The organism is Microseira wollei NIES-4236 (assembly GCF_020521235.1).
GTDB classification, from domain to species: domain Bacteria; phylum Cyanobacteriota; class Cyanobacteriia; order Cyanobacteriales; family Aerosakkonemataceae; genus Microseira; species Microseira wollei.
This window is the reverse complement of the sequence record NZ_BLAY01000033.1, coordinates 41,067-66,146: the sequence shown is the minus strand read 5'-3', so window position 1 is coordinate 66,146 and position 25,080 is coordinate 41,067. Positions and strand designations below refer to the sequence as shown.

Annotated in this window: 29 protein-coding genes and 1 pseudogene; 19 read left to right on the top strand and 11 right to left on the bottom strand. The window is 43.7% G+C overall.

Features of this window, described 5'->3' with window-relative positions:
* Positions 1–116 (bottom strand): plasmid mobilization protein (locus MiSe_RS52650; protein ID WP_373872788.1); only part of this gene is annotated, 116 nt, incomplete at its 3' end.
* Between the two features lie 270 nt (positions 117–386).
* Here MiSe_RS52650 and MiSe_RS13025 point away from each other — a divergent pair.
* The 3 genes from MiSe_RS13025 (at position 387) to MiSe_RS13015 (ending at position 1,466) form a co-directional block, all read left to right on the top strand.
* Positions 387–629 (top strand): hypothetical protein, encoded by a 243-nt coding sequence (locus MiSe_RS13025; protein ID WP_226579818.1) that lies wholly within the window; start codon positions 387–389, stop codon positions 627–629.
* A gap of 148 nt (positions 630–777) precedes the next feature.
* Positions 778–1,251 carry a hypothetical protein gene (locus tag MiSe_RS13020; protein ID WP_226579815.1) on the top strand — a complete coding sequence of 158 codons (474 nt, stop codon included), beginning with the start codon at positions 778–780 and terminating at the stop codon, positions 1,249–1,251.
* A gap of 11 nt (positions 1,252–1,262) precedes the next feature.
* On the top strand, positions 1,263–1,466 hold the full coding sequence (locus MiSe_RS13015) for a hypothetical protein (protein ID WP_226579813.1): 204 nt from the start codon (positions 1,263–1,265) through the stop codon (positions 1,464–1,466).
* Positions 1,467–1,503: 37 nt separating this feature from the next.
* On the opposite strand, the gene MiSe_RS13010 is transcribed toward MiSe_RS13015, so the two are convergent.
* Complete coding sequence (locus MiSe_RS13010; protein WP_226579810.1) at positions 1,504–1,785, bottom strand: hypothetical protein; 282 nt, start codon at positions 1,783–1,785, stop codon at positions 1,504–1,506.
* Here MiSe_RS13010 and MiSe_RS13005 point away from each other — a divergent pair.
* The 11 genes from MiSe_RS13005 (at position 1,779) to MiSe_RS12955 (ending at position 10,836) form a co-directional block, all read left to right on the top strand.
* A complete protein-coding gene (locus tag MiSe_RS13005) occupies positions 1,779–1,922 on the top strand; it encodes a hypothetical protein (protein WP_226579807.1) in 144 nt (47 codons plus the stop codon). The genes MiSe_RS13010 and MiSe_RS13005 overlap by 7 nt on opposite strands.
* Positions 1,923–1,972: 50 nt before the next feature.
* Complete coding sequence (locus MiSe_RS13000; RefSeq protein WP_226579804.1) at positions 1,973–3,034, top strand: trypsin-like peptidase domain-containing protein; 1,062 nt, start codon at positions 1,973–1,975, stop codon at positions 3,032–3,034.
* 7 nt (positions 3,035–3,041) lie between these two features.
* Positions 3,042–4,319 (top strand): WD40 repeat domain-containing protein, encoded by a 1,278-nt coding sequence (locus tag MiSe_RS12995; protein WP_226579801.1) that lies wholly within the window; start codon positions 3,042–3,044, stop codon positions 4,317–4,319.
* A 72-nt stretch (positions 4,320–4,391) separates the two neighbouring features.
* Positions 4,392–5,450 (top strand): XRE family transcriptional regulator, encoded by a 1,059-nt coding sequence (locus MiSe_RS12990; RefSeq protein WP_226579798.1) that lies wholly within the window; start codon positions 4,392–4,394, stop codon positions 5,448–5,450.
* On the top strand, positions 5,438–6,349 hold the full coding sequence (locus MiSe_RS12985; RefSeq protein ID WP_226579795.1) for an AAA family ATPase: 912 nt from the start codon (positions 5,438–5,440) through the stop codon (positions 6,347–6,349). Before MiSe_RS12990 ends, MiSe_RS12985 begins: the two co-directional genes overlap by 13 nt.
* A complete protein-coding gene (locus MiSe_RS12980) occupies positions 6,339–7,469 on the top strand; it encodes a hypothetical protein (protein WP_226579792.1) in 1,131 nt (376 codons plus the stop codon). Before MiSe_RS12985 ends, MiSe_RS12980 begins: the two co-directional genes overlap by 11 nt.
* On the top strand, positions 7,457–7,702 hold the full coding sequence (locus tag MiSe_RS12975) for a hypothetical protein (protein ID WP_226579789.1): 246 nt from the start codon (positions 7,457–7,459) through the stop codon (positions 7,700–7,702). Before MiSe_RS12980 ends, MiSe_RS12975 begins: the two co-directional genes overlap by 13 nt.
* 1 nt (position 7,703) lies before the next feature.
* Positions 7,704–9,356 (top strand): hypothetical protein, encoded by a 1,653-nt coding sequence (locus MiSe_RS12970; RefSeq protein WP_226579786.1) that lies wholly within the window; start codon positions 7,704–7,706, stop codon positions 9,354–9,356.
* Between the two features lie 86 nt (positions 9,357–9,442).
* A complete protein-coding gene (locus tag MiSe_RS12965) occupies positions 9,443–9,772 on the top strand; it encodes a XisI protein (RefSeq protein WP_226579782.1) in 330 nt (109 codons plus the stop codon).
* Between the two features lie 59 nt (positions 9,773–9,831).
* Positions 9,832–10,020, top strand: a complete 189-nt coding sequence (locus MiSe_RS12960) for a hypothetical protein (RefSeq protein WP_226579779.1) — start codon at positions 9,832–9,834, stop codon at positions 10,018–10,020.
* A 63-nt stretch (positions 10,021–10,083) separates the two neighbouring features.
* The gene (locus MiSe_RS12955) at positions 10,084–10,836 is read left to right on the top strand and encodes a DUF4058 family protein (RefSeq protein WP_226579776.1); all 753 of its coding nucleotides are present in this window, start codon (positions 10,084–10,086) and stop codon (positions 10,834–10,836) included.
* 44 nt (positions 10,837–10,880) lie between these two features.
* Here MiSe_RS12955 and MiSe_RS12950 read toward each other — a convergent pair whose 3' ends face one another.
* Positions 10,881–14,150 (bottom strand): HEAT repeat domain-containing protein, encoded by a 3,270-nt coding sequence (locus MiSe_RS12950; protein ID WP_226579773.1) that lies wholly within the window; start codon positions 14,148–14,150, stop codon positions 10,881–10,883.
* Between the two features lie 248 nt (positions 14,151–14,398).
* Here MiSe_RS12950 and MiSe_RS12945 point away from each other — a divergent pair, with 248 nt between their 5' ends.
* Positions 14,399–14,779, top strand: coding sequence for a hypothetical protein (locus MiSe_RS12945; protein ID WP_226579770.1), 381 nt, complete (start codon positions 14,399–14,401; stop codon positions 14,777–14,779).
* Here MiSe_RS12945 and MiSe_RS12940 read toward each other — a convergent pair.
* From MiSe_RS12940 to MiSe_RS12920, 5 genes and pseudogenes are all read right to left on the bottom strand, one after another.
* The gene (locus MiSe_RS12940; protein ID WP_226579767.1) at positions 14,758–16,638 is read right to left on the bottom strand and encodes a hypothetical protein; all 1,881 of its coding nucleotides are present in this window, start codon (positions 16,636–16,638) and stop codon (positions 14,758–14,760) included. The two genes, MiSe_RS12945 and MiSe_RS12940, sit on opposite strands and share 22 nt — an antisense overlap.
* On the bottom strand, positions 16,635–17,330 hold the full coding sequence (locus MiSe_RS12935) for a hypothetical protein (RefSeq protein ID WP_226579764.1): 696 nt from the start codon (positions 17,328–17,330) through the stop codon (positions 16,635–16,637). The genes MiSe_RS12940 and MiSe_RS12935 overlap by 4 nt, the downstream gene beginning before the upstream one ends.
* A gap of 7 nt (positions 17,331–17,337) precedes the next feature.
* A pseudogene (locus tag MiSe_RS12930) lies at positions 17,338–17,904 on the bottom strand (hypothetical protein); the annotation flags it as partial.
* The gene (locus tag MiSe_RS12925; RefSeq protein WP_226579758.1) at positions 17,901–18,200 is read right to left on the bottom strand and encodes a hypothetical protein; all 300 of its coding nucleotides are present in this window, start codon (positions 18,198–18,200) and stop codon (positions 17,901–17,903) included. The gene MiSe_RS12925 and the pseudogene MiSe_RS12930, both read right to left, overlap by 4 nt.
* Before the next feature lie 7 nt (positions 18,201–18,207).
* Positions 18,208–18,822 carry a hypothetical protein gene (locus tag MiSe_RS12920; protein ID WP_226579756.1) on the bottom strand — a complete coding sequence of 205 codons (615 nt, stop codon included), beginning with the start codon at positions 18,820–18,822 and terminating at the stop codon, positions 18,208–18,210.
* A 322-nt stretch (positions 18,823–19,144) separates the two neighbouring features.
* Here MiSe_RS12920 and MiSe_RS12915 point away from each other — a divergent pair, with 322 nt between their 5' ends.
* The 3 genes from MiSe_RS12915 to MiSe_RS12905 all read left to right on the top strand — a co-directional run bounded on the left by MiSe_RS12915 (position 19,145) and on the right by MiSe_RS12905 (position 21,168).
* On the top strand, positions 19,145–20,365 hold the full coding sequence (locus tag MiSe_RS12915; protein ID WP_226579754.1) for a FliH/SctL family protein: 1,221 nt from the start codon (positions 19,145–19,147) through the stop codon (positions 20,363–20,365).
* A 237-nt stretch (positions 20,366–20,602) separates the two neighbouring features.
* Positions 20,603–20,836, top strand: a complete 234-nt coding sequence (locus tag MiSe_RS12910; protein WP_226579751.1) for a DUF433 domain-containing protein — start codon at positions 20,603–20,605, stop codon at positions 20,834–20,836.
* Positions 20,833–21,168 (top strand): DUF5615 family PIN-like protein, encoded by a 336-nt coding sequence (locus tag MiSe_RS12905; protein ID WP_226579748.1) that lies wholly within the window; start codon positions 20,833–20,835, stop codon positions 21,166–21,168. The genes MiSe_RS12910 and MiSe_RS12905 overlap by 4 nt, the downstream gene beginning before the upstream one ends.
* A gap of 100 nt (positions 21,169–21,268) precedes the next feature.
* Here the strand turns inward: MiSe_RS12905 and MiSe_RS12900 are convergent, their stop codons facing one another.
* The gene (locus MiSe_RS12900; protein WP_226579745.1) at positions 21,269–23,119 is read right to left on the bottom strand and encodes a tetratricopeptide repeat protein; all 1,851 of its coding nucleotides are present in this window, start codon (positions 23,117–23,119) and stop codon (positions 21,269–21,271) included.
* Positions 23,120–23,145: 26 nt separating this feature from the next.
* Positions 23,146–24,549, bottom strand: a complete 1,404-nt coding sequence (locus tag MiSe_RS12895) for an ATP-binding protein (RefSeq protein ID WP_226579743.1) — start codon at positions 24,547–24,549, stop codon at positions 23,146–23,148.
* A gap of 180 nt (positions 24,550–24,729) precedes the next feature.
* Between MiSe_RS12895 and MiSe_RS12890 the strand changes: the two genes are divergently transcribed.
* On the top strand, positions 24,730–24,939 hold the full coding sequence (locus tag MiSe_RS12890) for a hypothetical protein (protein ID WP_226579740.1): 210 nt from the start codon (positions 24,730–24,732) through the stop codon (positions 24,937–24,939).
* Here the strand turns inward: MiSe_RS12890 and MiSe_RS12885 are convergent.
* The gene (locus tag MiSe_RS12885; RefSeq protein WP_226579737.1) at positions 24,929–25,078 is read right to left on the bottom strand and encodes a hypothetical protein; all 150 of its coding nucleotides are present in this window, start codon (positions 25,076–25,078) and stop codon (positions 24,929–24,931) included. The two genes, MiSe_RS12890 and MiSe_RS12885, sit on opposite strands and share 11 nt — an antisense overlap.
* Between the last annotated feature and the right edge of the window lie 2 nt (positions 25,079–25,080).

Below are 25,080 nucleotides of genomic sequence, written 5' to 3'. Positions count from 1 at the left end.
CATAGCGATGTTTCTCGCACGTAATCGCTGACTGACATTCCCGCTTGCGAGGCTTTGACTAGCAGTAAGGTGTATTCTTCATCTTCAAACCTGACAGTAATTCGTTTGTTCTTCATAATTGGGGCATTTGGGGAGGAACGGAAACAGCAGCGCGATTGCGCTAGCCGCGCAAGAAAAGCGCGATCGCATCATACAAATCGTTCTATATCGTCGCCTCCCCCAGTTTGATTCAAGGACGAATATTCCTCACACTGAAGGAATTTAAAGACGCGGTTTGTGAGGTCGCTTACTAATAAATAGTATAAATTATTTGGTCATAAATTCACTAAAATTAATCGCCGATTTCTTAAAATATATTTAAAAATATACGCCTAATTTTGATACTTATGGCAGCGATATTTAAAGAGTTTAGTTGTCTGACATTAGCATGGCTTGCTCCCAGACTAAACGGGCGATCGCCAGTACCATATACCTTTCGATATAACCGACTGCGAAATCGATTTGTGCCACGTAGTTCAATCGACAGTAAAAATTTACATCATTTGATAGCTTGTCAAGCCAAAGATAAAAGTGCCAACTTAAAAATACCTACAACAGGCACTTTCTTTGGGAGTGTAACTGGGGTATAAAGGGGGTCTATTTACCCATAAATTGCTCGCCGAAAGCAGTCAAAACCTTGAATTTTTGGTGAGTTTAACCCCAACTAAACCCCAAAAATTACCCCAATACACCCCTATTTATACCACCAATGCATATGGTCGAGGTATTGTCTTCATTATGCCGAACAAAGAGGTGTTTGAGTTACCAAGAATCAGACGTGTTGGGAGTACGCCAGAAGGGAAACTCCTCAAGTACGTGCTGGATCATCCGTCAGGAGCGATCGCAACCGATGTGGTGATGAGGGCAGTCGGTGCCTTTTGGATGCCGCTAGCTTTGAAGGCAGCAGGGATAAGCGAGGAGCGATTAAAGGAGGCGGTATTAGTAGCCGTTGGGGAATTAGAAAGTCAAGCCCTATTGCTGAAGCGATTGTGCGGAATGGAGATGTTATATCCACCTGTTTCAACTATCAGTCCTGCTGTGGCAATAGCGCTGGGTGAGTCTTCTTTCCAACCAGTGGAGGAAGTGGGGAATAAGCGATCGCTAATTAACCAGGTTGAGCCAGAAACAGATAATAACGGTTTTCCGCAAGTACCTATCAGCAATGAAGTAGCTCAACGGATCGATGCGTTGGGCTGGAATGCTTTTGAATAGGAGGTTTTTCTATGTCAAGTAAACCACTTTCACAAAAACCACCCCAACTGCTTAACTTCACTCTGGAGTTAATGGTTGCAATTGCAATAGGAGTTTTGTTAACTATCAGCGTTTCTCTTATTTTGGTACATGTGGCTAAGCAGTTGAAATGTTCTCCAGCCCAGGAATTATTGCCAATCAAACTACCGCTTAAGGATGTACCGACAATTGACTAAAAAATTACCCCTCTTTTTAGAGGGGCTTTCTCAGATTTTAGAAGGGAACGCTCGACTCCATGATGTAGGTTTGCTCAAAAATAGCAGAACTGATGATGGCTCTTTTCCAGCAATCATCTAGTACTTTAGCTAAGTTGTACCAGAGTTGAAGTTCTTCGATTGTTGTCTTCATTAACAACTCGTATTGTTGGAGATTTTCTGGTTTGAGAGATTCAAATTCTTTCAGAGTCATGGGAAATGTCTTGACAAACGATTTCACCGAGACTTCCGCGTCAGCGGCTGACCACGATGTCAAATACACAGGAGTAAAAGATGCCAAAACCCGTTCAAATTCCACCACCTGACTTGGTATTAGCCATTGATTTAGGTGCAAGTAAAACTAAAGCGATCGCGCAATCTTACGCCACAAAGGACGAACCACTACTGCTGTGCATGGAACCGGAAGTAGCGCTTTAATCTTTGTTTAAGCCAAAATATAGTAGCCCTCTTGCATAGGAGCAGTAACCTTGACCGTTCAGTTAGACCAGCCGGATTTTCTACGACTCACCCGCATTGTGCAGAACTTATCCGGTTTTGAGAATGTGCGCGATCGCAGACGCTTAGTTGCAGGAGCGTTAGAAGGCGTACCCCAAACAGAGGTTATCCTGGCACGGCTAGATTTGGATGGTACGCCGATGGCTGTTTCCGTGGAAGTGGTACGCTTGTTGTCGCAATTCGGACGGGTGGCTTACGGTAAAGAAGCTTTGGGAGTCTTCCTCAACTACATTCAGCCTTTTACTGGCGATGAAGATTCAGACTTCATCCTAAACCTATTTCAGAAATACCCCCTCGATACCCCAGCAAGTCCCAGTCGCCTGATTGATCGCTGGCGAGGAACGGACAGTTTAGCAGATGTGCAAGAAAAGATTATCGGGGAAGATACTTTACGCCACATTTACATTTTGAACCTGGCGCTTGAGACAGAAAAAGCGGTGGTTCACCTGCGGACTCCAAAGGGAATGGGTACGGGTTTTGCGATCGCACCTGACTTATTAATGACTAACCATCACGTCATCGCAAATCGGGAGCAAGCCGAACAGACTGAATATACCTTCAATTATCAACTGGATATAAACGGCAAAGAATGTCCGATTCAGACGGTTCAGGCGTTACCGGGAGGTGCATTTTATACCAATGATGAATTAGACTACACGGTAGTCACTTTGAAAGATGCCCCGAACTTTGGCAATCCCCTTATCCTCAAAAGCAAGCAAATGCGTCGAGATGACCGTGTAGCGATCATTCAGCATCCGGGCGGACATTTGAAGAAAATCTCAATGCAGAATAACTTTGTCGCTTATGCTGATAATAAGGTAGTGCAATATACCACTAGCATTCTACCCGGATCGTCAGGGTCGCCTGTGTTTGATGATGAATTTAAAGTAGTAGCAATTCACCACAGTGGAGGGATGTTGACTGAACCGAGTACGCAGCGGCGTTATTTACGCAACGCAGGTACGAGTGCGATCGCGCTGTTAAATGACCTGAAAAACAATGCACCCGAAATTTATGCTCGTTTAGCAAAGTAGTTAGCCGATGGCGATAAGTACTAACACGATAGAAAAATTATTGTGCTTACTTAGACCGCTTATGCAAAGCGAAAGCCAGCGTAAAGGATATTTAATGCGATCGCTAGGCATGAGTACACCTGTATTAAATCGCTTGGTCTTCAATCAACCTGTGGATGATTTCATCACAGATATGTTGAGGGAACTGGTAGCCTTAAGCGAAACGACTGTTGGTAAACCTGCACTTTGTGCATTGTTGGAAGTGATTCGTTCTGATGTGGGCGAAGATGTAAAGATAAGCATAGATGAACTGCTGCGACAAATTAGAGAAGAACTGAAAAAACAGCGATCGCATCAGGAAATCTGGAAGTGTATACATACCCTTGATGGACATTCTGACTCTGTTTTATCTGTCGCTGTCAGCCCAGATGGACGAATGATTGCTAGTGGTAGTCGCGATCGCACAATCAAATTATGGAACTTGACCACTGGAGAATTGCTAACTACTTTAACAGGACACTCCAGTTCAGTTCTTGCTGTTGACTTTAGCCCAGATAGACAAACTCTGGCTAGTGTCAGCAACATGGAATTTCAGGATGGTAATATCAAGTTGTGGGATGTACGCACAAGTAGGCTGAGACAAACTTTAGGCAGTTCGTTGGTTGCTTTACGAACTAGTTGTGTTGCCTTTAGCCCGGATGGACAAACCCTTGCCACTGGACATTTTGACGCGGCTATTAGACTTTGGCATCTCAATAGCGGAAAGCAGCTACGCACCTTAAGAGGACACGGATGGGATGTCAATTCTGTTACCTTTAGTCGTGATGGGCGATTTTTAGTGAGTGGTGGGATTGATGGTGCAATAATGATTTGGAATTGGCGCAATGGAGAGAGAATACGTACCCTAAATCGCCCTTCAGACTTTTTTGATTCTATGGTATCTTGGTTCGACCGTTCAGTAGGGTCAATTCGGTCAGTTGCTATTAGCCCTGATGGACATACTATTGCCAGTGGAGGTTCTGAACAGCCAATCAAGCTATGGAATACTAATACTGGAAAGGAGATGCGTATTTTTACTGAACACACAGATTCTGTCAATGCGATTGTATTTAGTCCAAACGGGAAAATTATTGCCAGTGGAGGTGAAGATAATACAATCTGGATTTGGAACTATCAAACGGGAGAAGTGATAAATACTGTGAAAAGTTTAAATGCTGTAAATTCTCTGGCTTTCAGTCATAATACCAAAATTTTGGTTAGTGGTTGCCAGGACTCAAAAATAAATATTTTGAGTGTAGCTTTGTAATTATGTCTAGATAAAATATTTTATTTTTCAAATTTTGAAGTGAGTTCATAAATGGCAATAAGCAGTGAGTTAATGCCAAAAATATTCCCTCTTCTCACCCAACATTTAAAGGATGAGAAGGATTGCCAATCTTATTTAGCTAAAGCTTTTGGTATTAATGAAACTATATCCAAGCGCATTGCCTGGAATACTTCAAAAGATATTTTTATAACTGATATGCTTAAGGTACTGGATATCTATAGCGAAATTACTCCCGGCAAACCAGCATGTGCTTTATTAACAGAAATACGTAAAGATGTTGGCGTAGATATCCAGATAAATATTGATAAAATTATTATAGAATTGACAGGCGTTAAAACACCGCCACATTTACTTTTTTACTTTTTGTTGCTAATGGATTTTAAGCAGCAAGCGCAGTTAGTTAGAAAAGTTATGGACAGACACCGAACTGCTGCTTTCTTGGTTCATGGTGAACCTTACTGCGGACAGCAACTTTTGGTAAATCGCTTGTTCCGGTTGAAGTCAGAGTGGAAAAATATATCGCCAATTAAAATAGACGTGAGTCATAACGGTGCGGGTAGAAGTATCCCTCATCTGTGGCGACAATTAGCATCTTGGTTTCGTTTACCAAAAGATGTTGAACCAAAAGAGATTATTCAAAAAATTTGCGATCGCCTTTTTACTCAAGACGTAATTTTAATCTTTTACACCGTCGATTATATGCTGCCAAAGGTTCTGATGGCGTGGTTGCAAGAATTTTGGCAACCACTGGTGGCACAAGTTGAGGAAAATTGCCCTCATAGCGAACGAAATACACATTTATTAATGTTTTTGGTAGATAATAGCGGCAGAGTTTGTGAGTCAAATATCCTGCTAGCCAAGCAATTTGATGAACCAGAGTACCCACGAATACCTTTACACTTACCACCCGTCAGCCCATTTCCACCAGATGTGCTGGATGATTGGATTGATATGGTGATGGCGATGGAGAGTATGCAAATACCCACAGGTTTAACATCCAAAATATTGTTAGAAAAGACAGAAAATGGTGTCCCAGAATTTGTGTATGAAGAAATTTGCTGTCACTGCGGTCATAGTTGGGAAGGAGGATTGGCAAAATGGCTGATTTAGCAAGTGTACTCGCTGCCAGTGGTAAGCAGTTTTACACTGGCAAGCCAATTTCAGCACAAGAGTGTCAGCAGTACGGACTCGCGCCTTACTTGCCTTCGCCGGAACTCGTCAATGCCGTTAACCTTGCCATCTTTTTACAGCGTCCCCTGTTACTCAAGGGCGAACCTGGATGCGGTAAAACCCGCTTGGCGCAGGCGGTGGCGCACGAATTGGGATTGCCCTACGAGGCTTGGTATATTAAGTCTACAACTAGGGCAAGGGATGGACTCTACACTTACGATGCTGTGGGTCGTTTACACGATGCTCAACTGACTCGCATGGGAAAACAAAGCCGTTCTAAGGTTGACGATCTCAACAATTACATCAAAAAAGGGTCGCTGGGACGCGCTTTTGAAAATTCACATCGCACAGCGGTACTGATTGATGAAATTGATAAGGCGGATATTGATTTCCCTAACGATTTGTTGCGGGAGCTTGACGAACAGCGATTCACCATTGAAGAAACGGGAGAAGAAATTAAGGCAAATTACCCGCCCATTGTGTTTGTGACTAGCAACGATGAAAAAGATTTACCCGATGCGTTTCTGCGGCGTTGTTTGTTTTATTACATTGAATTTCCTTACGCACAGTTAACGAATATTGTTCAGGCTCACTTTTCTGAATCGGACACCGATTTAGTAGAAGCGGCGGTGAAGCGTTTTATCGAATTGCGGCGGAAAATGGAGAAGGGTAAGTCGGGGAAAAAGGTCAGCACCAGCGAATTGCTTGATTGGTTTGCGGTGCTACGTCAATTTCCTAAAGATGAGGTGCTGAAGCAGCTTGAGGGAGAACTGCCGTTCCCGGAAGTGTTACTCAAAAAATGGGAAGATCATCTGCGGTATCTGAAGTATGAAGCTTGAAGAACTGCCACTGCTGGATATTTTTAACAGTCTGCGATCGCGGCATGGGTTGCCGTTGGGGGTTGATGAGTATTTGGCAGTTTTGCGTAGTTTGCAGGCTGGCTTTGGTATCGGCAGTCGTCAGGAATTAGAGCAACTTTGCTGTATGTTATGGGCAAAGTCAGAGGAAGAAAATCGCCTGATTCGACGTTTGTTTGGGGAGATGTGGAAACAAATCGAATCGCACCTAGTTAATTCGGATTTAAGCACACAAGAAAATTCCCCAGGTTTAATTTCAGACTCACCTACACAAAAAAACTACGAATCTTCCTCAAACGAAACATCAACATCTGATAAACGATTACCAGACTTAGAGACACCTCCCAGTATCACCCCCGAACCAGTGCAAGCAGTCCAAGCTGTGCGGAGTAGTCGCGGGAATAGGGAAATGAAACGCCCCCGCTATATGCTTTTAACAGAGTATTTCCCTGTTACCAAGCGACAAATGAAGCAATGCTGGCGTTATCTGCGTCGTCCGGTGCGCCAAGGAGTACCCACAGAGTTAGATGTTGAGGAGACGGTGGCAAAAATTGGGCGTGAGGGGATTTTACTGCAACCCGTACTGATGCCACCCCGTACAAATCGCACCGATCTAGTGTTACTAATCGATCGAGAAGGCTCGATGGTTCCGTTTCACGATTTATCGCGGCAGTTGGTGGAAACGGCACAACGAGGAGGACGGTTGAGAACAACTAATGTATTTTATTTTCACGACTACCCAGATGAATACTTGTATCGTCATCCTGCGATGCTTGATGCCAAGACTGTTTCTGATATTTTTGAGGAAATTGGAGAAAGGACGGCAGTATTAATTGTTAGCGATGCCGGAGCAGCACGGGGAAATTTCGATCGAGAACGGGTTGATAATACTAAAGCGTGGATCGAAGAGTTACAGCAGTCGGTGCGTTATTTTGCTTGGCTCAACCCAATGCCGAGTGAGTGCTGGCAGCAAACTACGGCTGGGGAAATAGCCCGTTTTGTACCGATGTTTGAGATGAGTTCTCAGGGGATGAATGCGGCGATTAGCGTGTTGCGGGGTCGGTATATTGCTGGGGAGGTGATGCACTCATGGCTGATGTGAAGACTGATATTAACCAAACCCGTGCGATGAGAATTGCCCAGCGACGGGTTGAAGGGTTTGCCCAGCAGTTTGGAGAAGCACACCGCAACTTGGCTCGTCATGCGGCGTTTCCTTTGGTACTTACGCCCGATTTACTTTACCAAATTTGGGCAAACTTTGTCCCCGAAGCCCCTTGGACTGCGGTAGCTCATGTGTTTGTTGCTGTCACGTTTGTGTCGGCAGGTGGGCTATGAGATGTATGAAATGGATATTAGCGATCGCAATCTATTGTTGCGGGAATTGAAGGAGCAGTTTGGACAGGAAAGATTTGATGAGTTGGGAGAGTTTTTGCTGGATTATGTGGCGCAGCGACTGAGTGATGATGACGCAGATACGCGGGATTTAGCTGAGGCGCAGGAGTGGACGGTACTGGCGTATACTAAGCCAGATGAGGTAGCGCGGGAGTTAGCGCAGAGGTTGAGAGATAAGATACAGCAGGAGGATGTGGGAGAGGTTTTGCGACTTACTTCGTTGGTGGAGACTTTGGCGCAGCCACTGGTAGAGGCTGGGTTTGAGCCGTTATTGGTTGATGTAAGGAGAATTGCTAGCGAAGTTAGAGAAAATTTTAAGGCACCTCAAGAGGAAAATCTGTTAGAAAGTGCCAGTAGGATTTTACACATATCAGAACAAATAGAAATCAACCAATTCGATCGTTTTATATATGATTATTTCGCAGATGTAGACCCATTATCTTGGATGCCTGTTAATCCTACAATAGCAAAATACAATATGCCTAGACTTGTTATTACTCCTATTGGTACAAGCTTATTAACAAACCAAATTGATATTAGTTTCGAGTATGACTGGTTAATGCTGTTATGGGAAACCACTAACTTGAAAAATATCGAACTTGAAGATCGTCATCCGGATGTTGCAGACATAATTCATACTCTTAAAGAAAGGGCAATCCAAAAACTTAACGATGGGAATATCCTAGATGTTAGGCGTGCAAGTACTGAGATCGGTGCAATTTATGCCTTGTATCAAGGTAACTTAGAGCAAGGGAAACAAGATGTTCATTTTTTAATTGCTAGCGATACAGCAATATCTACGGTAATAGCTAATATTATTCAGGATTTTCTTGTCGGTCGAGGACTTAATGTTCAGATATATCAACCAACAGGATTTTCAACAGCTAGCTCTGAAGCATTTAATCACGGTGCTGACGATCTGTTGTTGTGGTTGGACAATTTAGCTCCTAGCTACAGAGAGTCGGGATACAGAATCTCTTTTAACCTAGTGGCAAGTTCTAGAGCATTACAAGGATATATGGACACAATTGGGATGTTATATGCTGACGAGATGATTTATATTCTTGAAGGAGCAAATCCCACACTTATCAATATTCCTAAAATACCTATGAAATTCGATATTTCAATTATTAATCCTATGAAATTTGCACTAATGGAAGCAGGTTATATTGATTTATCTAACGCTCGAGATATTCCCAAACAATTTATATTTGTCCTAGACAATGAAGTAATACTATCAAATTTAGGTACAATTTGGAAAAGCTGCAAAAATGAGCTTTTGTCAAGGGATTTATTATATTTTCCTGGTTTAGCTTATGAAGAATCTTTTAGGTATGATTACGAGCGAGTTAAAAACTGGCGAGACAGAGTTAGACTACAAGAAACTCTTGCCAAGGTATCTTACTTGCTAACAAAAGCTGATGGCGATCCAAAAGCACTCAAGCAAGATGGAGGTTTAGCGTATGAAAAATTTTCAAATATAGACCTATTTCATTTTCGAGTAAGTCTAGATTTGCGTGTTAGCTGTAGTTTTTCAAATGGAACTTTGCGGTTACGAAGATGTGGTTATCATGAGTATGTTAATAGGAAACCTTAATAGAAACGCCAATTTATTTAGAATAACGTAGAGTAATATCACCTTAAATTACTCGTATTTGATGCTATTAAACAGGAGATTGTTTTATGGAAAAATTAAATTATCCCGAACTGGTGCAAAAAATCATCAAGGCGCACTTTGCCAACCTTAAAGATGACGAGACACAAGTGCAGTTAATTCTAGATCGCGAACGCAATCATTACTTATTAATGCTCGTGGGTTGGCACGACCAACGACGAGAATATGGGAGCCTAATTCACATTGATATCAAGGATGAAAAAATTTGGATTCAGAGTGATGGAACAGAAGTGGGAGTAGCCAATGAATTAGTTGAGGCTGGAGTCCCGCAGAAGGATATAGTTTTAGGATTTAAGTCTCCCTTCAAGCGGCAATTTACCGAATATGCTGTTTGCTAACTGCAATTAACGCACCGAAACGCCTGCTAAAATATAGCATTGCCTTTGGAAGTCCAAGGATGAGCAATCAAATGCGATCGCTTTCACAGTCGTACACAACTGTTGCTTGTCCTGTCTCTGCCTCCCAGATAGCAATGGCTCAATTGGTTGTCTCTTGCGTCAATTTCCAGGATATCTACCTCGTTCACCGCTTGCTCCTCGACTTGGGTTCTGAACGTTTGCGTTCCTATGCTTTGAAAAAAATATAGATATAGTAGGAATGGAGCGCATCTTTTTCCATCGTCCGTTTTCTCATTCGTTCTCTTGCGATTATGACACCGAATTTTCCAGGGATGAATCCTTATCTTGAAAATCCTTCATTGTGGTCAGAGGTTCACTCCTGGCTGATTGTTGAGCTAGCGCGATCGCTAAATCCCTTATTAGTACCTAAATATCGAGCTGCTGTGGAGAAACGGGTTTACTTGGATGCTCTACTGGTTGGTATTCCAGATGCCTCTATTTTCCAACAAAATCCTGAAGTTGAACCGAGTTCTGCTGTAAAAACTGAGGTTTTAAGCAAGCCAATTCGAGTAACATTGCCCCTCGATGAAGAAATCGCGGAACGCTATCTGGAGATTCGGGAAGTCAAGACTGGGAGGGTGGTAACGGTTGTAGAAGTCCTCTCACCTAAGAATAAACGAGTTGGTGAAGGTCGAGATAAGTACCTAACAAAGCGACAAAAGGTTTTGAACAGTGCCACTCACTTGGTTGAAATCGATCTGCTGAGGACGGGAAACTTTATGCCAATGGCAGAAGCGATTTCATCGGACTACCGCATTTTGGTCAGTCGAGCTAATCTCCGGCCCGAAGCTGAACTTTACCCGTTTAATATGCGCGAACCAATTCCCCAATTCTTGCTTCCTTTGCAATCAGGAGATGAAGAACCTGTTGTTAATTTATCTGAGATTTTGGGACAAGTTTACCAGGAGGCGGCTCTAGATTTTGCGATCGATTATTCAGTGCAGCCAGTGCCAGCGCTGAGTGAGAGCGATTTTCAGTGGGTGCGATCGTTGATAGAATTGTAGGATAGAAACTAGGGGGCGATCGGAATTTGCATGATTTATTCTTCTTAGTCAGAGTCAGCGCTCATAGTGTCGAGGTAAGTAATAAGGGCTTTGGAAACGACACTTTCTTCGAGGTAATGTTTAGCGACTTCAGCAATGGTTGCTTTGGTGGCTTTAAAGTGGCTTTTCGGGTTAAGGAGTTGGCGCTTTAAAAGTTGCAGTTGTTTTTGGATTGTTTGCCATCGAGTTGGGTTTGTCTTTTTGATTTCGCGAAATTCAACATCAATGATTTCAGCAGCTTCGACTTCAGTGGTTGGTTGGTGGGTTTGCTGAATTTGATTTACTAATTGGCGAAGTTCTATGGTTTGTTGTTTTAAGGTTTCATCGTTTGCGTAATTGTGGGTATGAGTATGGGTGCCTTGTTCAAAGTAGTTGTGAGTATTAATGACGCGCTTGGGTTCTTCTGACACTTTTTTAACCTCTTGGGTAAGTATGTTTAACTTATTATGTACCAAATCTTCCTGTTTGTCCCCTCCGCGTTCATTTTTCCGAGGGGTTGTCAACTGGGCGATGTCATAGTTGTAGAATTGACAGCGTGATTGGATGGAAGAGATCCCCTCCAAAGGTCTTTCAACAACTGTAATTGTTTCTGCAAGTTGTCTCAAACGAGATAGGACTTCAGCATTACCTAGTGTCTTGACAGCATCCATCGCATTTCTACAAATATCTTCGTTTGGGCTATGAAGAGCAATTTTGAGCTGGTTGACTACCTCTTGACTCTCTTTAAAATTTTCTATAAATTCAACAGCCTTCTTTCGGATAGAGTATTCATCATCTTCTAATGCTGTTGTAATAATACTAGACAAACCGACTTTTCCCTTAAAGTTTTGTAGACCACCAAGCGCTACTTCACGAGCATCTTTATTTCCAGTTTTTAGGGCATCCTCTAAGATAGGTATTCCTTTTCGATTGTTTAGTTGACTTAATGAATAAGCTGCATAGACACGGATAGAAAATTCTTTGTCTTGCCAAGCTTTATACAAGTTTGATAAGTCTTTAGATTCACCTATAAATCCAAGAGTAAATATTACTTCCCGCCGAACCTTAATTGTTTTAGATTGCAACAATTTTCTTAGCGCAGGTAATGATTCCACTGCATTCAGAATGCGTAACGATCTAATAGCTGCTTCAGAAACATAATCCTCATCTTGTAGAGATCGAGTAAGTGCGCTAATAGCTGACCGATCCTGGAGCCGACCCAAAGCATCAGCAACAGAAGAGCGTACAACCAGATCATCCTTAGATAAAGCCTCGATCAGAACTGGTATTGCTCGCGAGTCACCGATGAATCCTAGATGGAGTGCTGCACTAGAGCGAACAGAAGTCTCTGGATCATCTTGCATAATATTGATAAGAGCCGTTACAGCATTTTCTAATACATCGGAATTTAGCCATATTCCTAGTAAACCTATTTGGGAAACTGCTTCTGAGCGAACGATCCAATCACTCTCTGATAAAGCACGGATCAAGAGCGGGATAGCTGCGTCATTCTTTGTGTGACCTAGAAGTTGTAGATCATCTTTTTTGGGATCAGCATTGCCACTATTAAACTCTTCATTTAGTAAGGCAATTACTTCTTGAGGAACACGCTGTCCTAGATATTCAGCGGCCTTAGTTTTAACAGTATAATCCTCATGCTGTAACGCACTCTTCAAACAATCAATCGCTGCTCTGCCTTCCAACTCTCCTAAAACTTCCACAACAATACTGCGAACCAAAAAATTTTCATCATCTAGCTGACAAAGGTGCGGAATTACCTCTGAATTACCTAATTTTCCCAATGACTCCACTGCTTTCTGACGAACAGAAGAATCCTTATCTTTCAATGCCTCAATCAAATACTTTAAAACTTCAACATTTGCAAAGTTACCTAATGATCGAGTAGCACGCCAACGGGTATCAGAACATCCATTTTTCAGAACATCAAGCAAGAATGGCAGCGCATTGTGCGACTGAGTTTGTTCTAAAAGCCAGATTGTGAGAGATGGCTGGAAATTTTTTTGTAGGAGGACGTTTACAGTCTCCTGCTGTAGAGATATCGTAGCTTCTCCGGTCAACCTTGCTCCCAAATACAAATCAACATCTAGCGCCAGTTTCACCATCCGCACTGCCAAGGGATCAGACTCCACAAACGACATCGACATCGCTAGTGGTTCTGTCCACTTTAGATAATTCAAGTAGTGATTCTTTAGTTCCTCATCACTTAACTCTGCCAACTGTGGTGCCAGCCACTCCGCTGCATAGTATTCCTGAAACAGTTGGTGATGAAACTCAATGTGAGTTGGAGTGCTAGCTATTTGGAGCAAGTGCCATTCCAGCAAATCTTCTAACCACTCTTTAGCTTTCGACATAACCGCGACATCGGGTGTGCGATCGCCTGCCAGAAACGTGGCTAATATTTTTTCTGCCTGAGTTTTAGGAATAGTAATCCAAGAGGCACTGGGTTGGCAGGGATCGGTATGAGGTTCGCCTTGAACCATCGTAAAGGCAAGATAGCTCAGTAGATCAAACGCAAAACGACGCGAGTCCTCAGAAATGTTCCGGTATCTTTCAGGTTTAAATTCCTCATATCGTCGCGCAAATTCCTTACGAAATAGATCGCCTCGGCTTTTAGGAATCTGTCCATTCTGTTCAAACACATCACATAACAGCTTTAGCAGCAACGGCGTTTCTGCTAACTCCCGAAGCTTGCCTTGAATTTGCCGCCACAGTTCCTCACCCGTCTCCGGTAACTGCTTGCAGACAAACTCCCGCATCTGAGGCTCAGTCAGCGGTAGCATTTCTAGCTTCTTAACATTTCCCTGAACCAAGCCTGAACCCAGTTCCCGCGTTGTAATGATTAAAGGAACTTTTAACTCAGCACATACCTGTCTAAACTCATCTACTGCTTGCCAAGCTTGTTCATTAGGTAATTCATTCAACCCGTCTAAGAATACGAACAATTGTCTATCACGGAGGAGAGCTTTCAAGGTTTTCTCATCAAGGTCAAGCCACCACCCCAGCTTTTCTTGAATCGCTGCTAACACTAAACCGCTAAGACCGCGCAGTTCAATCAGGATAGGTATTGGGGGAATCTCACTGTTACCCTGTTCGATTGCTTCTAAACAGCGGCCTGCCTCTTCCCACAACAACCGCCGCAGCGAGGTTGATTTCCCGGAACCAGGTTTACCTACCAGCAACACATGCTCTGAGGCATACTTCCGCAGTCCCTCCAGCACCGCGAACTGTTCGGGTCTTTTCTGTTGTTCCTGTGAGTCTGCCTCAGATGATGCCAAAGTTTGTACTCGCAAGGGTAACTCTGCTAGCGTGGGAATATAGCGATCGCTTACCTCCCGCTTGGCGTCCTCCCCTGAAGTATCGATTCTCGATTGTAAGTAGCGCTGAAACTCGCTAAGGGCAATCATGCAAGAGTAAAGTTATATCTATCACCAAAGAGTCTTTTCTATGATAAGCAAATTATTCAGCATAATGCCTGGATGATTTGACTTTGAAGTTGACTGAGCCGCCTCATTGCTCATTTTTTTTGCTAATTGCTTTAACAATTCAAGTCGCAGGGTGTAGCTACCCACAAGTTAGTTTCGCCAGAGTAAGGGGAAAGCAATCGCAACGCTGGACTCGCTCACGCTGCCCTCAACTTCAACAAGAAAGCGCGATCTCATGGGCATTGGCAGTAAGGTGGCGATGGCTTTTGCCTTTGCGATCGCTCCATAATAAACCCACCTTAGTTGCGGCAAAAGCCTTGTGCGGCTACAACCTTTGTCTCAACGGTTTCGGTGAGGGAACTACAAGCGATGAGATTTGCTGTGAGGAGCGATCGCATCCCACAAATGCAATACGCGCCGACGCACATACTGGCGCGATACGCATGACGGCACAAGCAATTTACAAAGCGATTTCCGCTTGAGTATCGGCAGCTTTCTCTCGATTTATCGCCTGGTGTTGAGTAGGAGTATAATGTGCTGATATTGCCTCTTTTCGCCATCGCTCTAAATCCTTCATCACCTCTTGAATTGAGGGTAACTGTATAGGATTAGGAGCGGACATTAGCTCCTGATGATGCAATAAACATTTGTAATAAAGCTCTTGTTGCTCAGCAACCCTTAACCGCCCTTTTGATTGTTCCAAAGTAGCTTTAATCCGGTCGTTTCCTGCTTGAGTGTTAGCAGACCAGCCGTGCTGATTGAGATATTCCCAAGCTTTTTTAAGGTCGGGGTGGAGCGGAACTTTGATTTGAGAAACAAAAGGTAAACTATCTTGATTTCCAACTGAACCGGCTAGGCTTGTATCGAGGGCATTAAGAGATTTTGTATTTCGATAAATAAATTGAATTTGCTGCCAATCCCATTGTGTAAGGTTAATTTTATCAACTTGTTTAATTAATCCTTGTGGAGTTTTTTGTACCGGATATTTAACTAACTCGCGATCGCCTTTTTTTAAACACAGTTGCCCTTTGCCGTTCTCAAGATTCCGCCTGCGACTAATCAAATAATCTCCAACCTGAATTTCATCGGTTTTAGCCTTTTCCAGAATTTGATTGAGCAAGCCCAAAGCTTCTGTTTGGCGAAAGCTTTCTAACGTGGAAATAGCGGCACTTCCAACAAAAATGGGTGGCTTTTCTTTGACAACCATCAAAGGCAAAGGGCCGAGAAAATAGGGGCTGCATCCCAAATCTGGCATCCCCCGCTGACAGATGCGGAAATACATCGCCAGCGTTGCAGTTCCTTTCGCCTCGTCCACGCTTTCAACAACTACTTTGAAACCGTCGCCAAAAGGATGGCGTCCAGCAGGTTCTTTGCCACTATTCAACTGTCCGAGAGGGCCAAATCCTCCTTTGACTAATTGGGTTTTTCCAATCCACAGCGCCCCTTGTAAACCGCCTTGTGCTAATTCAACGTGCATACAGTCTTTGTCGCAAGGGACGTTGAAGCCTTCCTGTTGGCTGCCCGATATGACTCGTTTCTGGCGGTCTTGTTCTATTTGCTGGAGCGGTACATCCATTAGCGCTACCATGTTCCCCACGGGTGCAGGGGCGTTGGGAAACTCGCTCAACGGCACGCGAGACAGTCCTGGCACACCGTTAATTGGGGTTGATTGCCAATTGTTGAAGGCTTCGAGGGGGACTGTTTCAATGCCTGGAATTTGGGTTAATCGGTATTTGCTTAAGTCAATTTGTCCTAATTGGGTAAATTGAACTTGGGGATTTTGTGAAAGAATTTCGCCCAGCGTTCGATCGGGCGACCACCCTGGTGGCAACACTTGTGCCACTATTTCCTGAATCGGTGGCATTTCTCCCAAAGTTTTCGTTAAAAGCTGGGGCATGGCTTTCACGAGATCTTGGATGTTTTGAGTTTCCAATAGTTTGAAATCGGATAACTTTATCACATCAATCCTGATGCCAGCTATCTGACCAATTTGATTGAGGTCAAACTTTTGTAGTTTGAACGCGGCTTCAAAATCTCCCAAAGTAAAGATTTGACTTGGGTTTTGTCCTGCATTCCACGACCGCGTTTGACCGTTGGGAAGTTCTGCCGAACCGCTGGTTTCAAACGGGGGGAGGTTGCCGAGGGTTATTTGTTCAAAATCTGGAATCGGCGCATTGTTGAAGTTTTTCAGCGGGATAGCCTCCGATTCCTCTGCTTGTGCGGGATAGTTGCCTAAAAAACTGAGCCATTGATTGGGATTAAATTGAATCCATCCGTGGATGAAAAGGGCGGATAAAAAGCCAGCAAACATCCAGTATTTCAATTGATTTTTGGGGTTCATTGGAAATCTCCTTGACCTAAAGTAACGAGACGGTTAACCAGTACAATAGAAACCCCCGATTGAGTCGCAGCCACATCCAAAGGCGTGTCGTTGCGAAGCGCTGCGAGTAGGTTTTGCAATCGTTTCCACAACGGGTCTTCGGGGCGAATCCACTGGTTGGTTAAAGCGATTTGCATTCCTCGCGCGATCGCTACTACAATTTCCCCGTTTGGATCGTTTGCAGTTTCGGCATCTGGAACGATCGCAATCGCGCTGTATTGGGGATTTCCCCTCGTTGGAATAACTCGAAAGTGGTAAGTTTGTCGCTGTCCGGCTTTGTTCTGGGTTACGAGAGTCAGGTGAGCGCCATTCGTGGCTCGCAGCGCACCGGGAATTCTGAGGGGTTCGATTTGTCTGAGGTGGATAAGTCCAGCACCGGGATGAGTGCAGTTTCTTGCCGATAAATCTTCCAGACAACCATCAACATCAAATACAATCCGGGAAATGTCATCCAGCCATACTCGTTTAATCAATTCGTCGGTTTCGTAAAACGAGATAGAAACCCCGTGTCCAGGCCACAGATAAAGGGTTTGCAATCGAGCGTTTTTTCCCGTCAATTGAGAGCGGGGAATTTGCTCAATCGAAGGAGTTGCCAGAACAATTTGCGCGGTACTCAGCAACCCTAAAATGGCGAAAAATGCGGCAAATTTCATAGTTTTTTTTTCCAGTGAATTGATGCCAAGTTTTCTGCCCTTGAAGCATGAGCTTTTCTACAAAGTCTGTTGTTTTGGTTTCTTCAGCCCCTTCAACGGTGTAGGTGCAATAGAGTCTTAAAAATTTGGTCTTGCGAATTCCTTGTTTGGTTAGTTCTCGAATTCTCAATCTTTCAGAACGGGCGAGCAGTTTTAACTCATCTTGAGTGCAGTTTTCCTCAATCATTTTGAGAGTTTGTTGTCGGTCAAAGTCGTCGGTGAAGGAACCCATGTGTAGGGTTAACAGTTCGCCTTTGGGGAGTTCTTTAAGTCCGGCTTCAATTCCTACAAAAATTGGGTAAACTTGTTCGTCTGGTAACGAGGGGTGAATCCCTTTACATTCAAAGCAAAATTTAATCTGGAAGCTATCTTTTTTTTTGAGAATGATGGCACCAATATCTTGGCGACCCGCTAAAGAAATGCGACCGATGGCAGCTAGATGAACGAGGTCTTCAAAGGGAGTAAGTCGTTTGGCAACTGCCTTGGTTTCAATCGTTTTAGTGCCGAGTTTGTCTGCGGTAGTTTTCTTGTTCATTTCTGGTTTTTAACGAGGGATTGAAAATGCTGATAACCTCGGACAATTCGCGGAACTCGGACGAATTTTCCCATCCAAGTTTTGTTACTAGATAAAGTCCACCAGCTAGCCCAACTCCAGCCGATGACTAAGCCAGTAACAAGCCAAGAAGCATTGAACAAAACTTTAACAACAAAATAGCTTAATAGAGCGATCGCAGACCAAGGAAATACCTGGTCGGCTGGGAATGGGCCAATTTTGGGTTGTTCGCCCAAAACGCGATTGACGGTTCTAAATTGTTTGCGGGGAGATGACATGATGCAATTAGGGAGTACCGCCACCCGTACCGACGATAAAACCTGTGAGGATATCGCCCATAACGACGGTAATCAAGATAATTAGGGGAGTTCTAGCTAGTTGTTGCCAATCTTCATCTTGTCTAGCGGCGTTAATAATCCGCACTAAAGAGATGGCAAGATACAGCAGAAATAGCGATCTTAAAACGTTGAAAACTAGCTCAACAATGGTTGCATCGATGTTAGGAAATGCACCTTGCATCCATTGTTGGGCGTTGTTGAGAAACTGGGCTTGTGCGGGTGCGGTTGTTAAGTCTAGTAGGAAGATTGTGCCAAGTAGGGTGAACGCTAACCCGTACAGTTTGATTCCCAGTTTTCGCTGTAAGGTGTCAACTTTGGTTAGTCCGGCGTTGGATTGTTTGGGGAATGCGATACTTTGCTTCGCAAAAGGCTTCGCCAACGCAATAGCAGTCAGTAACACTAGGCTGGAAAAAATTAACCGATGAATTGAGATTTCGATCGAGAGGATAACCGTAGCGGCAGCAAGCAGCAATCCGATTGTATGCGTTCGGTTTGATTGCTGCCGTTTGAGGGTCATCACCTCGATTTCTGTTGGGTCGTCAAAGTACCTGATTTTGGTCATAGCTTTGAGCAGAAATTCCTTTGCTTACTGTTAGTTTTAATGGTTTTATGCTGGCTGTTGCGAGTAACAAAAAGTATAATTTAGGTGCTATTTTTATCAAATTGAGTAACTTTTGATATATCAAAATATAACAGATATAATTGCATGTTCCTTCGCTTGAGTAATATTTGATAAATTTAAGGATCGTGCAATTTATTTATATTGTTTGATAAACGACTGGATTGTCAGGTATTTATGTGAATCAAAATATTGAAGTTAAAAATGTTAAAAACCAGGATGAATATGGGATAATTATAAAGAAGTAAATCGCAGATCGGCTCAGATGACGCGATTCATTTACGATCAATTTGCCAAAGATTATTTATCGGAACTGCTATCTCCTTTAGGAGCAGTTATCCCCAGTCGTGACGTAGCTTCAGAAGTACGCGAGATTGATGTTTACTTTACTCCATCTACCCCAGCATCAGATTATGTCGAAAACCTGGGATTGTTGGGAAAAATGGCAACCACGACAGCCCTTTTTGAACCGTTCCGCAATCCTGCTACCGTCAGCGATTTTCGGAGTGGCTTGAGTAAATTGTTGGATGTAACAGCAGAATTCGAGCGCAGAGCAAGACGTGAAAATACTCGGTGTGAGGAAGCAGAATTACCAAAGCTATGGATTCTGACTCCGACAGCATCAGAAACCTTATTAAATGGGTTTAATGCCACCCCAGACGAACAGAACTGGGGTAAAGGAATCTACTTTCTAGGGGAATATTTGCGGACGGCGGTTGTGGTTATCCATCAATTGCCAGAAACAGAAGACACCTTGTGGCTGAGAATCTTGGGTAGGGGGAGGGTGCAGGCACGTGCGAGAGCGCATCCGCGCCGCTTCGCGAACGCACAGTTGAGTGCCTTATCAGTCGATAACCCAGTCCGCGCTATTGCGTTAGAATTATTGTATCGGTTGCAATCTAACTTAGCGACAAATCAAGAACAACAATTAGAAGCAGAAGATCGGGAGTTGGTTATGGCGATTCGCTACGCGACGGCTACGCCGAACGCACCTTTGTTTCAACAGCAACTAGAAGCGGCAGAACAACGAGGAAGACAAGAAGGTATACAAGCAGGAAGGCAAGAAGTTATACAACAAGGAATTGAACGAGGTATACAACAAGGAAGAGAAGAAGGACAGCGCTCGATTTTAGAAAATTTTCTGCGGGTACGGTTTGGTGAATTAGATGCGCTTTTGGCTGCTTTGTTAGTCCCGGTATCGGCTTTACCTGCTACCGAATTTACGCTGTTATTGCTGCAATTATCCGCACTGACTGGTGACTCTCAAGGGATTGAGCAAGCTAGAAGGTTACTAGCAGAAAATGTCTTGAGAATGCGGTTTGGTCAAGTGGGCGATACGGCTGACGCCACGGTGCGAAATCGCATCCCCGATCTGGTGACAAACTTACTGGCATTGTCTCCGGAAGAGTTAGCATTATTGTTGCAACAGTTGCCGCAATTATCGGATGATGAACTGTTGACTAGATTGTCTAATTCTGCTCGCTAAAAATCTCAAAGTAGAAAGTATTTGTGTCACGAGATTACCGCGTAGTTAGAAGGGATGGGGCCAGTGTATTCTATCGAAATTGACTGGATGTGTTTAAATGTGGTGAGATCCCGATCTATTTTCTGTCGCTCCGGTGAGTGAGCTAATATTTTACCTCGGAGCGTGTTCCATTCATCATCTGATTCTGGATCGGCTTACTAGGGTAAAATTGAGAACAGAAGCTAAAAGGAGAGAGCTATGTCAGACCAAGATCTCGCTAATATAATTACCATCGAACCGGGTAAACGAGGTGGCAAACCTTGTATTCGAGGCATGAGAATTACGGTTTATGATGTGCTGGAGTATCTCGCTTCTGGGATGACTTATCAAGAAATCCTAGATGATTTTCCCTATCTGACCCAACAGGATATTTTGGCTTGCTTGAGTTTCGCAGCTAAACGGGAGCAGTTTATGTTAATTGTTCAGTCATGAAACTACTTTTGTTTGACCAAAATCTCTCGCCTCGTCTTGTAGATCGCCTTGCAGATATCTACCCTGGTTCTGTTCATGTTGATGCGATTGGATTACCGACCGCACCCGATCGTGAGGTTTGGGAGTATGCTCGTCAGCATGACTATATTATCGTTACTAAAGATGCGGATTTTAGCGAATTGAGTCTATTGTTGGGATTTCCCCCCAAGGTAATTTGGATACGGCGTGGAAATTGTTCAACAGGGGATATCGAGATGATGCTAAGAGGCAACTATGCTGCGATCGCAGCTTTAAGTGACGCTCCTAATACTGGAATTCTCACTTTGTTTTAATGAAACTGATAGATAAATCTTGAGCGATCGCTCTTAGTCATTTTGAAGAATATCGGTTCTTTACTATCCTGTTAGACATTCGCCATCGATACGTTATAGTTTATGCTGATTCGTTAAGTAATTTTTCCTTCAATTCCTGACATTCCTTGGCTAGCGGGATGCCTAATTCTGTGGCGATGGAGAGAGCGCGATCGCAAGATTCAACAGCTAGAGTGCGCTCTTCTAAATTAAGGTAGACTATTGCCAAGTTATAGAGAGATGAAGCCTCACCTAGGCGATCCCCAATCGATCGTGCAATGGTTAAACCCTGCTGGTAATAGTTGATGGCTTGGGGATAATTTCCTAGCGCATCGTAAGCAACTCCCAGATTTCTCAGCCAGATACCCTCCCGCAGGCGATCGCCAATTGATCGTGCAATGGTTAAACCCTGGTGGAAATAGTCAATAGCTTGGGGATAATTTTCTAGCGAAGCGTAGGAAATTCCCAGACTTCCCAGCCAGCGTCCCTCACTATTGCGATCGCCAATTTCTCTTGCAATGGTTAAACCCTGCTGGTAATAGTCGATAGCTTGGGGATAATTTCCTAGCGCATCGTAAGCATTTCCCAGACTTCCCAGGCAGGTTCCCTCACTGTAGCGATTGCCAATTTCTCTTGCAATGGTTAAACTCTCCTGGAAATAGTCGATAGCTTGGGGATAATTTCCTAGCGCATAGTAAGTACTTCCCAAACCTTCCAGGCAGCTTCCCTCACTGTAGCGATTGCCAATTTCTCTTGCAATGGTTAAACTCTCCTGGAAATAGTCGATAGCTTGGGGATAATTTCCTAGCAAACCGTAAACATTTCCCAGATGTCTCAGCCAGGTTCCCTCACTATTGCGATCGCCAATTTCTCTTGCAATGGTTAAACTTTCCTGAAAATAGTCGATGGCTTGGCGATAATTTCCTAGCGCATTGTAAGCCTTTCCCAGACATCCCAGGTAGCGTCCCTCACTATTGCGATCGCCAATTTCTCTTGCAATGGTTAAACTTTCCTGGTAATAGTCGATAGCTTGGCGATAATTTCCTAACGAACCGTAAGCATTTCCCAGACCTCCCAACCAGCGTCCCTCAAGATAGCGATAGCCAATTTCTTTTGCAATGGTTAAACTCTGCTGAAAATAGTCGATGGCTTGGGGATAATTTCCTAGCGAACCGTAAGCATTTCCCAGATCTCCCAGCCAGGTTCCTTCATTATTGCGATCGCCAATTTCTCTTGCAATGGTTAAACTCTGCTGAAAATAGTCGATAGCTTGGCGGTACTTTCCTAGCGAACCGTAAACATTTCCCAGATCTCCCAGACAGCATCCCTCAAGATTGCGATCGCCAATTTCTCTTGCAATGGTTAAACTCTGCTGGTAATAGTCGATAGCTTGGGAATAATTTCCTAGCTCCTTGTAAACATTTCCCAAACCGTTCAGCCCGCTTCCCTCAAGATTGCGATTGCCAATTTCTCTTGCAATGGTTAAACTCTGCTGAAAATAGTCGATGGCTTGGGGATAATTTCCTAGCGAATAGTAAGCATGTCCCAGATTTCCTACAGAAACCCCGTCTAGATATGGGCTTAATTTCCCCAAAAGTCGATTGTACAAATCGATTTCTTCTCGATAGTAGCCCCAGATGAATAGTTGCTTATGCAATTCTTCATGGTTAGACGTATCTAAGCGAATTGATATAATTTTACCCCCTCTTTCCCAATCTTCCACTTTACAAAAATGGTAAAACGCTTCCAAATACCCCTTCACTTTCTCCAAATTAGCAGCATCTGACTTAGGTTTATAATCCGTAAGCCACTGTACAACTGCTCTGTACTGAAGCCGCTGCTCACGAGTTTGAAAGTCGGCACAGAGTTTATGAGGATTAATTCCTAACTGTTCCAAAACTAACTCACCAGATGTTATCACGTTATTTGTCATTGTGAATTTCTCCAATTTGTTCAGTTTTATGGAAGCATTAATCGGTGAGCGATCGCCACACTGCGAATCAAATTATGTTGTCCCACCAGTCGATTATCTTCATCGTCAATTCCTCCATCTTCAACTAGATACCGTTCCCGCAGAGTTTGCATTGCTGCTTTTTGCTGTTCCTCACTGTACCCTTCATCTTCTAAATTAATCAACCACCAGGTTTCTTTGACTTCCCAGCGATAAATTGAAGCCATACAAAACAAAAGATAAGCATCGTAAACATCATTTTTTAACCGATCGAATGTCTTCTCAATCCGTTCTTTGACTTTCCTACGCAAGACTTTCGTGTATGATGCTAACTGCCACCTATCCTCATCTCCTTTAACTACTCGTTGATCGCGAGCTTCGTCAATAGCTTCTTTTACCTCTTCAATATAACGACTATTATCTTTCCAGTAAGCGCTAACTTTCCCAGCATAAGAACCTTTAATTTCTCCAGCGATCGTCCGCAAAGCTAAAGGATGCCCGTCATAAACTTCTCCAATTATTCGCAACGGACTATGTGGGAATTCCAAATCGCCATCTAGTTCAGCTTTTTGAAATAACGCTACCTGTTCGGGGATTTCTAATCCTTTCAAAAGTTGGCAATGCCAGATATTTTTGTAGCGATCGCAATCTGTCTCAAACTTAGTTGGCAAATCCTGCGATGTAAGAATGAAGCGACTTTGACAAGATGATTCTGCCAATAAACTCACAAAAAACTTACCCCACCACTCATCGGCAAAATCACCCCAACCATCCTCTTCATTCCCTGTCAATAGGTACTCAAGAGAATCCATCAGGATTAAATAGCGATTTTCCCGCAAGCGTTTAACTAACCGCCGTAATAGTTGTTCTGGTTTCCGCTCCTCGTTTGGAACATTTTCTCCCCACTTCTCCAGCCATTGCTGTGCGACACTGGCAAAATATGAAGCTTTATTATTATCTTCAAAATTATCCCTGTGTTCCCTCCAATCTCCTCGCAATTCCTGTACAACACGTTCCGCCAGCGCAGTTTTACCGATACCTGTCATGCCAACCAATAGCAAGACACGACAGGAAGAATTTACGCGATCGCTCAACAGTTGAATCAGAGTTTCTCGCCCAACCCACGCATCGTCATAGACGCTAAACTCCATATATGATACAGTTTGCTGGGTTGGGGTGTGATCGACTATTTCCTCCCAGTCATTGACCCCTACCCTTTTACAAATTTCAACAAAGGCATCTCGGTCAATCGGAATTCTTCTCCAAAACCGCTTCAAACTTGCTATTGGGGTGATGATATCGGTCTTTTCCGGCTGACTCCACTTAGGAGAATGTTTTGTCCATCCTTTCTTTCTTCTTGCAATATCAACAATTTCTAATCCTTCCTTGGATGCTTTCAGAGTAGCTGCCATGCTTATTTTGTAACTGGCTGATTATTAGCTCAATTCTGGCTCACTTGCACTCGCAGTGGCAAGGGTGAGCCAAAACTGTGGTGAAAAAGCCTGTTGAGCTAAGTCATTCTAAAAGTGTGGAAGGCAAAGTTAGCGCTAACAAGCTTCTCCTTAAACCAATCCAGAAACAGGAGAAACATCATGGAAGGTCAAACCAATCCGATTATCTGCAAGGGCGAACCAGCGATCGCTATACCGACCAATATTCCACCAAATATACCGCCACAGTACTGGGGTACCGAAACCGGATTCATTTTAGCGATCGCTATCCTAATCCGCTCAGTTGCCTTACTGATACAGGTGCTAACCCCGCTGATGTTACGACAAAAGTCTGGTTCTTCTAAGAAGTAGTACCCGTCAGCTTGCAAGGAATGCCGCATCTCCTACTTGTGGGGATGCGGCTTTTTGATGGCGAATGATAGCGCGATTCCAACGGATGCACTTCGCGCTTCGCACCCCGATACCAGCGCGATCGCTCTCGCTCAATCATCA

Bases quoted from the DNA above. Each gene is read 5' to 3' on its own strand.
- MiSe_RS12970 (WP_226579786.1), top strand. From the start codon at position 7,704: ATGTATGAAATGGATATTAGCGATCGCAATCTATTGTTGCGGGAATTG.
- MiSe_RS12885 (WP_226579737.1), bottom strand. From the start codon at position 25,078: ATGATTGAGCGAGAGCGATCGCGCTGGTATCGGGGTGCGAAGCGCGAA.
- MiSe_RS12915 (WP_226579754.1), top strand. From the start codon at position 19,145: ATGACGCGATTCATTTACGATCAATTTGCCAAAGATTATTTATCGGAA.
- MiSe_RS12995 (WP_226579801.1), top strand. From the start codon at position 3,042: ATGGCGATAAGTACTAACACGATAGAAAAATTATTGTGCTTACTTAGA.
- MiSe_RS12920 (WP_226579756.1), bottom strand. From the start codon at position 18,822: ATGACCAAAATCAGGTACTTTGACGACCCAACAGAAATCGAGGTGATG.
- MiSe_RS13005 (WP_226579807.1), top strand. From the start codon at position 1,779: ATGCCAAAACCCGTTCAAATTCCACCACCTGACTTGGTATTAGCCATT.
- MiSe_RS12960 (WP_226579779.1), top strand. From the start codon at position 9,832: ATGAGCAATCAAATGCGATCGCTTTCACAGTCGTACACAACTGTTGCT.
- MiSe_RS13020 (WP_226579815.1), top strand. From the start codon at position 778: ATGCCGAACAAAGAGGTGTTTGAGTTACCAAGAATCAGACGTGTTGGG.
- MiSe_RS12910 (WP_226579751.1), top strand. From the start codon at position 20,603: ATGTCAGACCAAGATCTCGCTAATATAATTACCATCGAACCGGGTAAA.
- MiSe_RS12975 (WP_226579789.1), top strand. From the start codon at position 7,457: ATGGCTGATGTGAAGACTGATATTAACCAAACCCGTGCGATGAGAATT.
- MiSe_RS12900 (WP_226579745.1), bottom strand. From the start codon at position 23,119: ATGACAAATAACGTGATAACATCTGGTGAGTTAGTTTTGGAACAGTTA.
- MiSe_RS12955 (WP_226579776.1), top strand. From the start codon at position 10,084: ATGACACCGAATTTTCCAGGGATGAATCCTTATCTTGAAAATCCTTCA.
- MiSe_RS12980 (WP_226579792.1), top strand. From the start codon at position 6,339: ATGAAGCTTGAAGAACTGCCACTGCTGGATATTTTTAACAGTCTGCGA.
- MiSe_RS13015 (WP_226579813.1), top strand. From the start codon at position 1,263: ATGTCAAGTAAACCACTTTCACAAAAACCACCCCAACTGCTTAACTTC.
- MiSe_RS12985 (WP_226579795.1), top strand. From the start codon at position 5,438: ATGGCTGATTTAGCAAGTGTACTCGCTGCCAGTGGTAAGCAGTTTTAC.
- MiSe_RS12965 (WP_226579782.1), top strand. From the start codon at position 9,443: ATGGAAAAATTAAATTATCCCGAACTGGTGCAAAAAATCATCAAGGCG.
- MiSe_RS12905 (WP_226579748.1), top strand. From the start codon at position 20,833: ATGAAACTACTTTTGTTTGACCAAAATCTCTCGCCTCGTCTTGTAGAT.
- MiSe_RS12990 (WP_226579798.1), top strand. From the start codon at position 4,392: ATGCCAAAAATATTCCCTCTTCTCACCCAACATTTAAAGGATGAGAAG.
- MiSe_RS12935 (WP_226579764.1), bottom strand. From the start codon at position 17,330: ATGAAATTTGCCGCATTTTTCGCCATTTTAGGGTTGCTGAGTACCGCG.
- MiSe_RS12895 (WP_226579743.1), bottom strand. From the start codon at position 24,549: ATGGCAGCTACTCTGAAAGCATCCAAGGAAGGATTAGAAATTGTTGAT.
- MiSe_RS12940 (WP_226579767.1), bottom strand. From the start codon at position 16,638: ATGAACCCCAAAAATCAATTGAAATACTGGATGTTTGCTGGCTTTTTA.
- MiSe_RS12925 (WP_226579758.1), bottom strand. From the start codon at position 18,200: ATGTCATCTCCCCGCAAACAATTTAGAACCGTCAATCGCGTTTTGGGC.
- MiSe_RS13025 (WP_226579818.1), top strand. From the start codon at position 387: ATGGCAGCGATATTTAAAGAGTTTAGTTGTCTGACATTAGCATGGCTT.
- MiSe_RS12890 (WP_226579740.1), top strand. From the start codon at position 24,730: ATGGAAGGTCAAACCAATCCGATTATCTGCAAGGGCGAACCAGCGATC.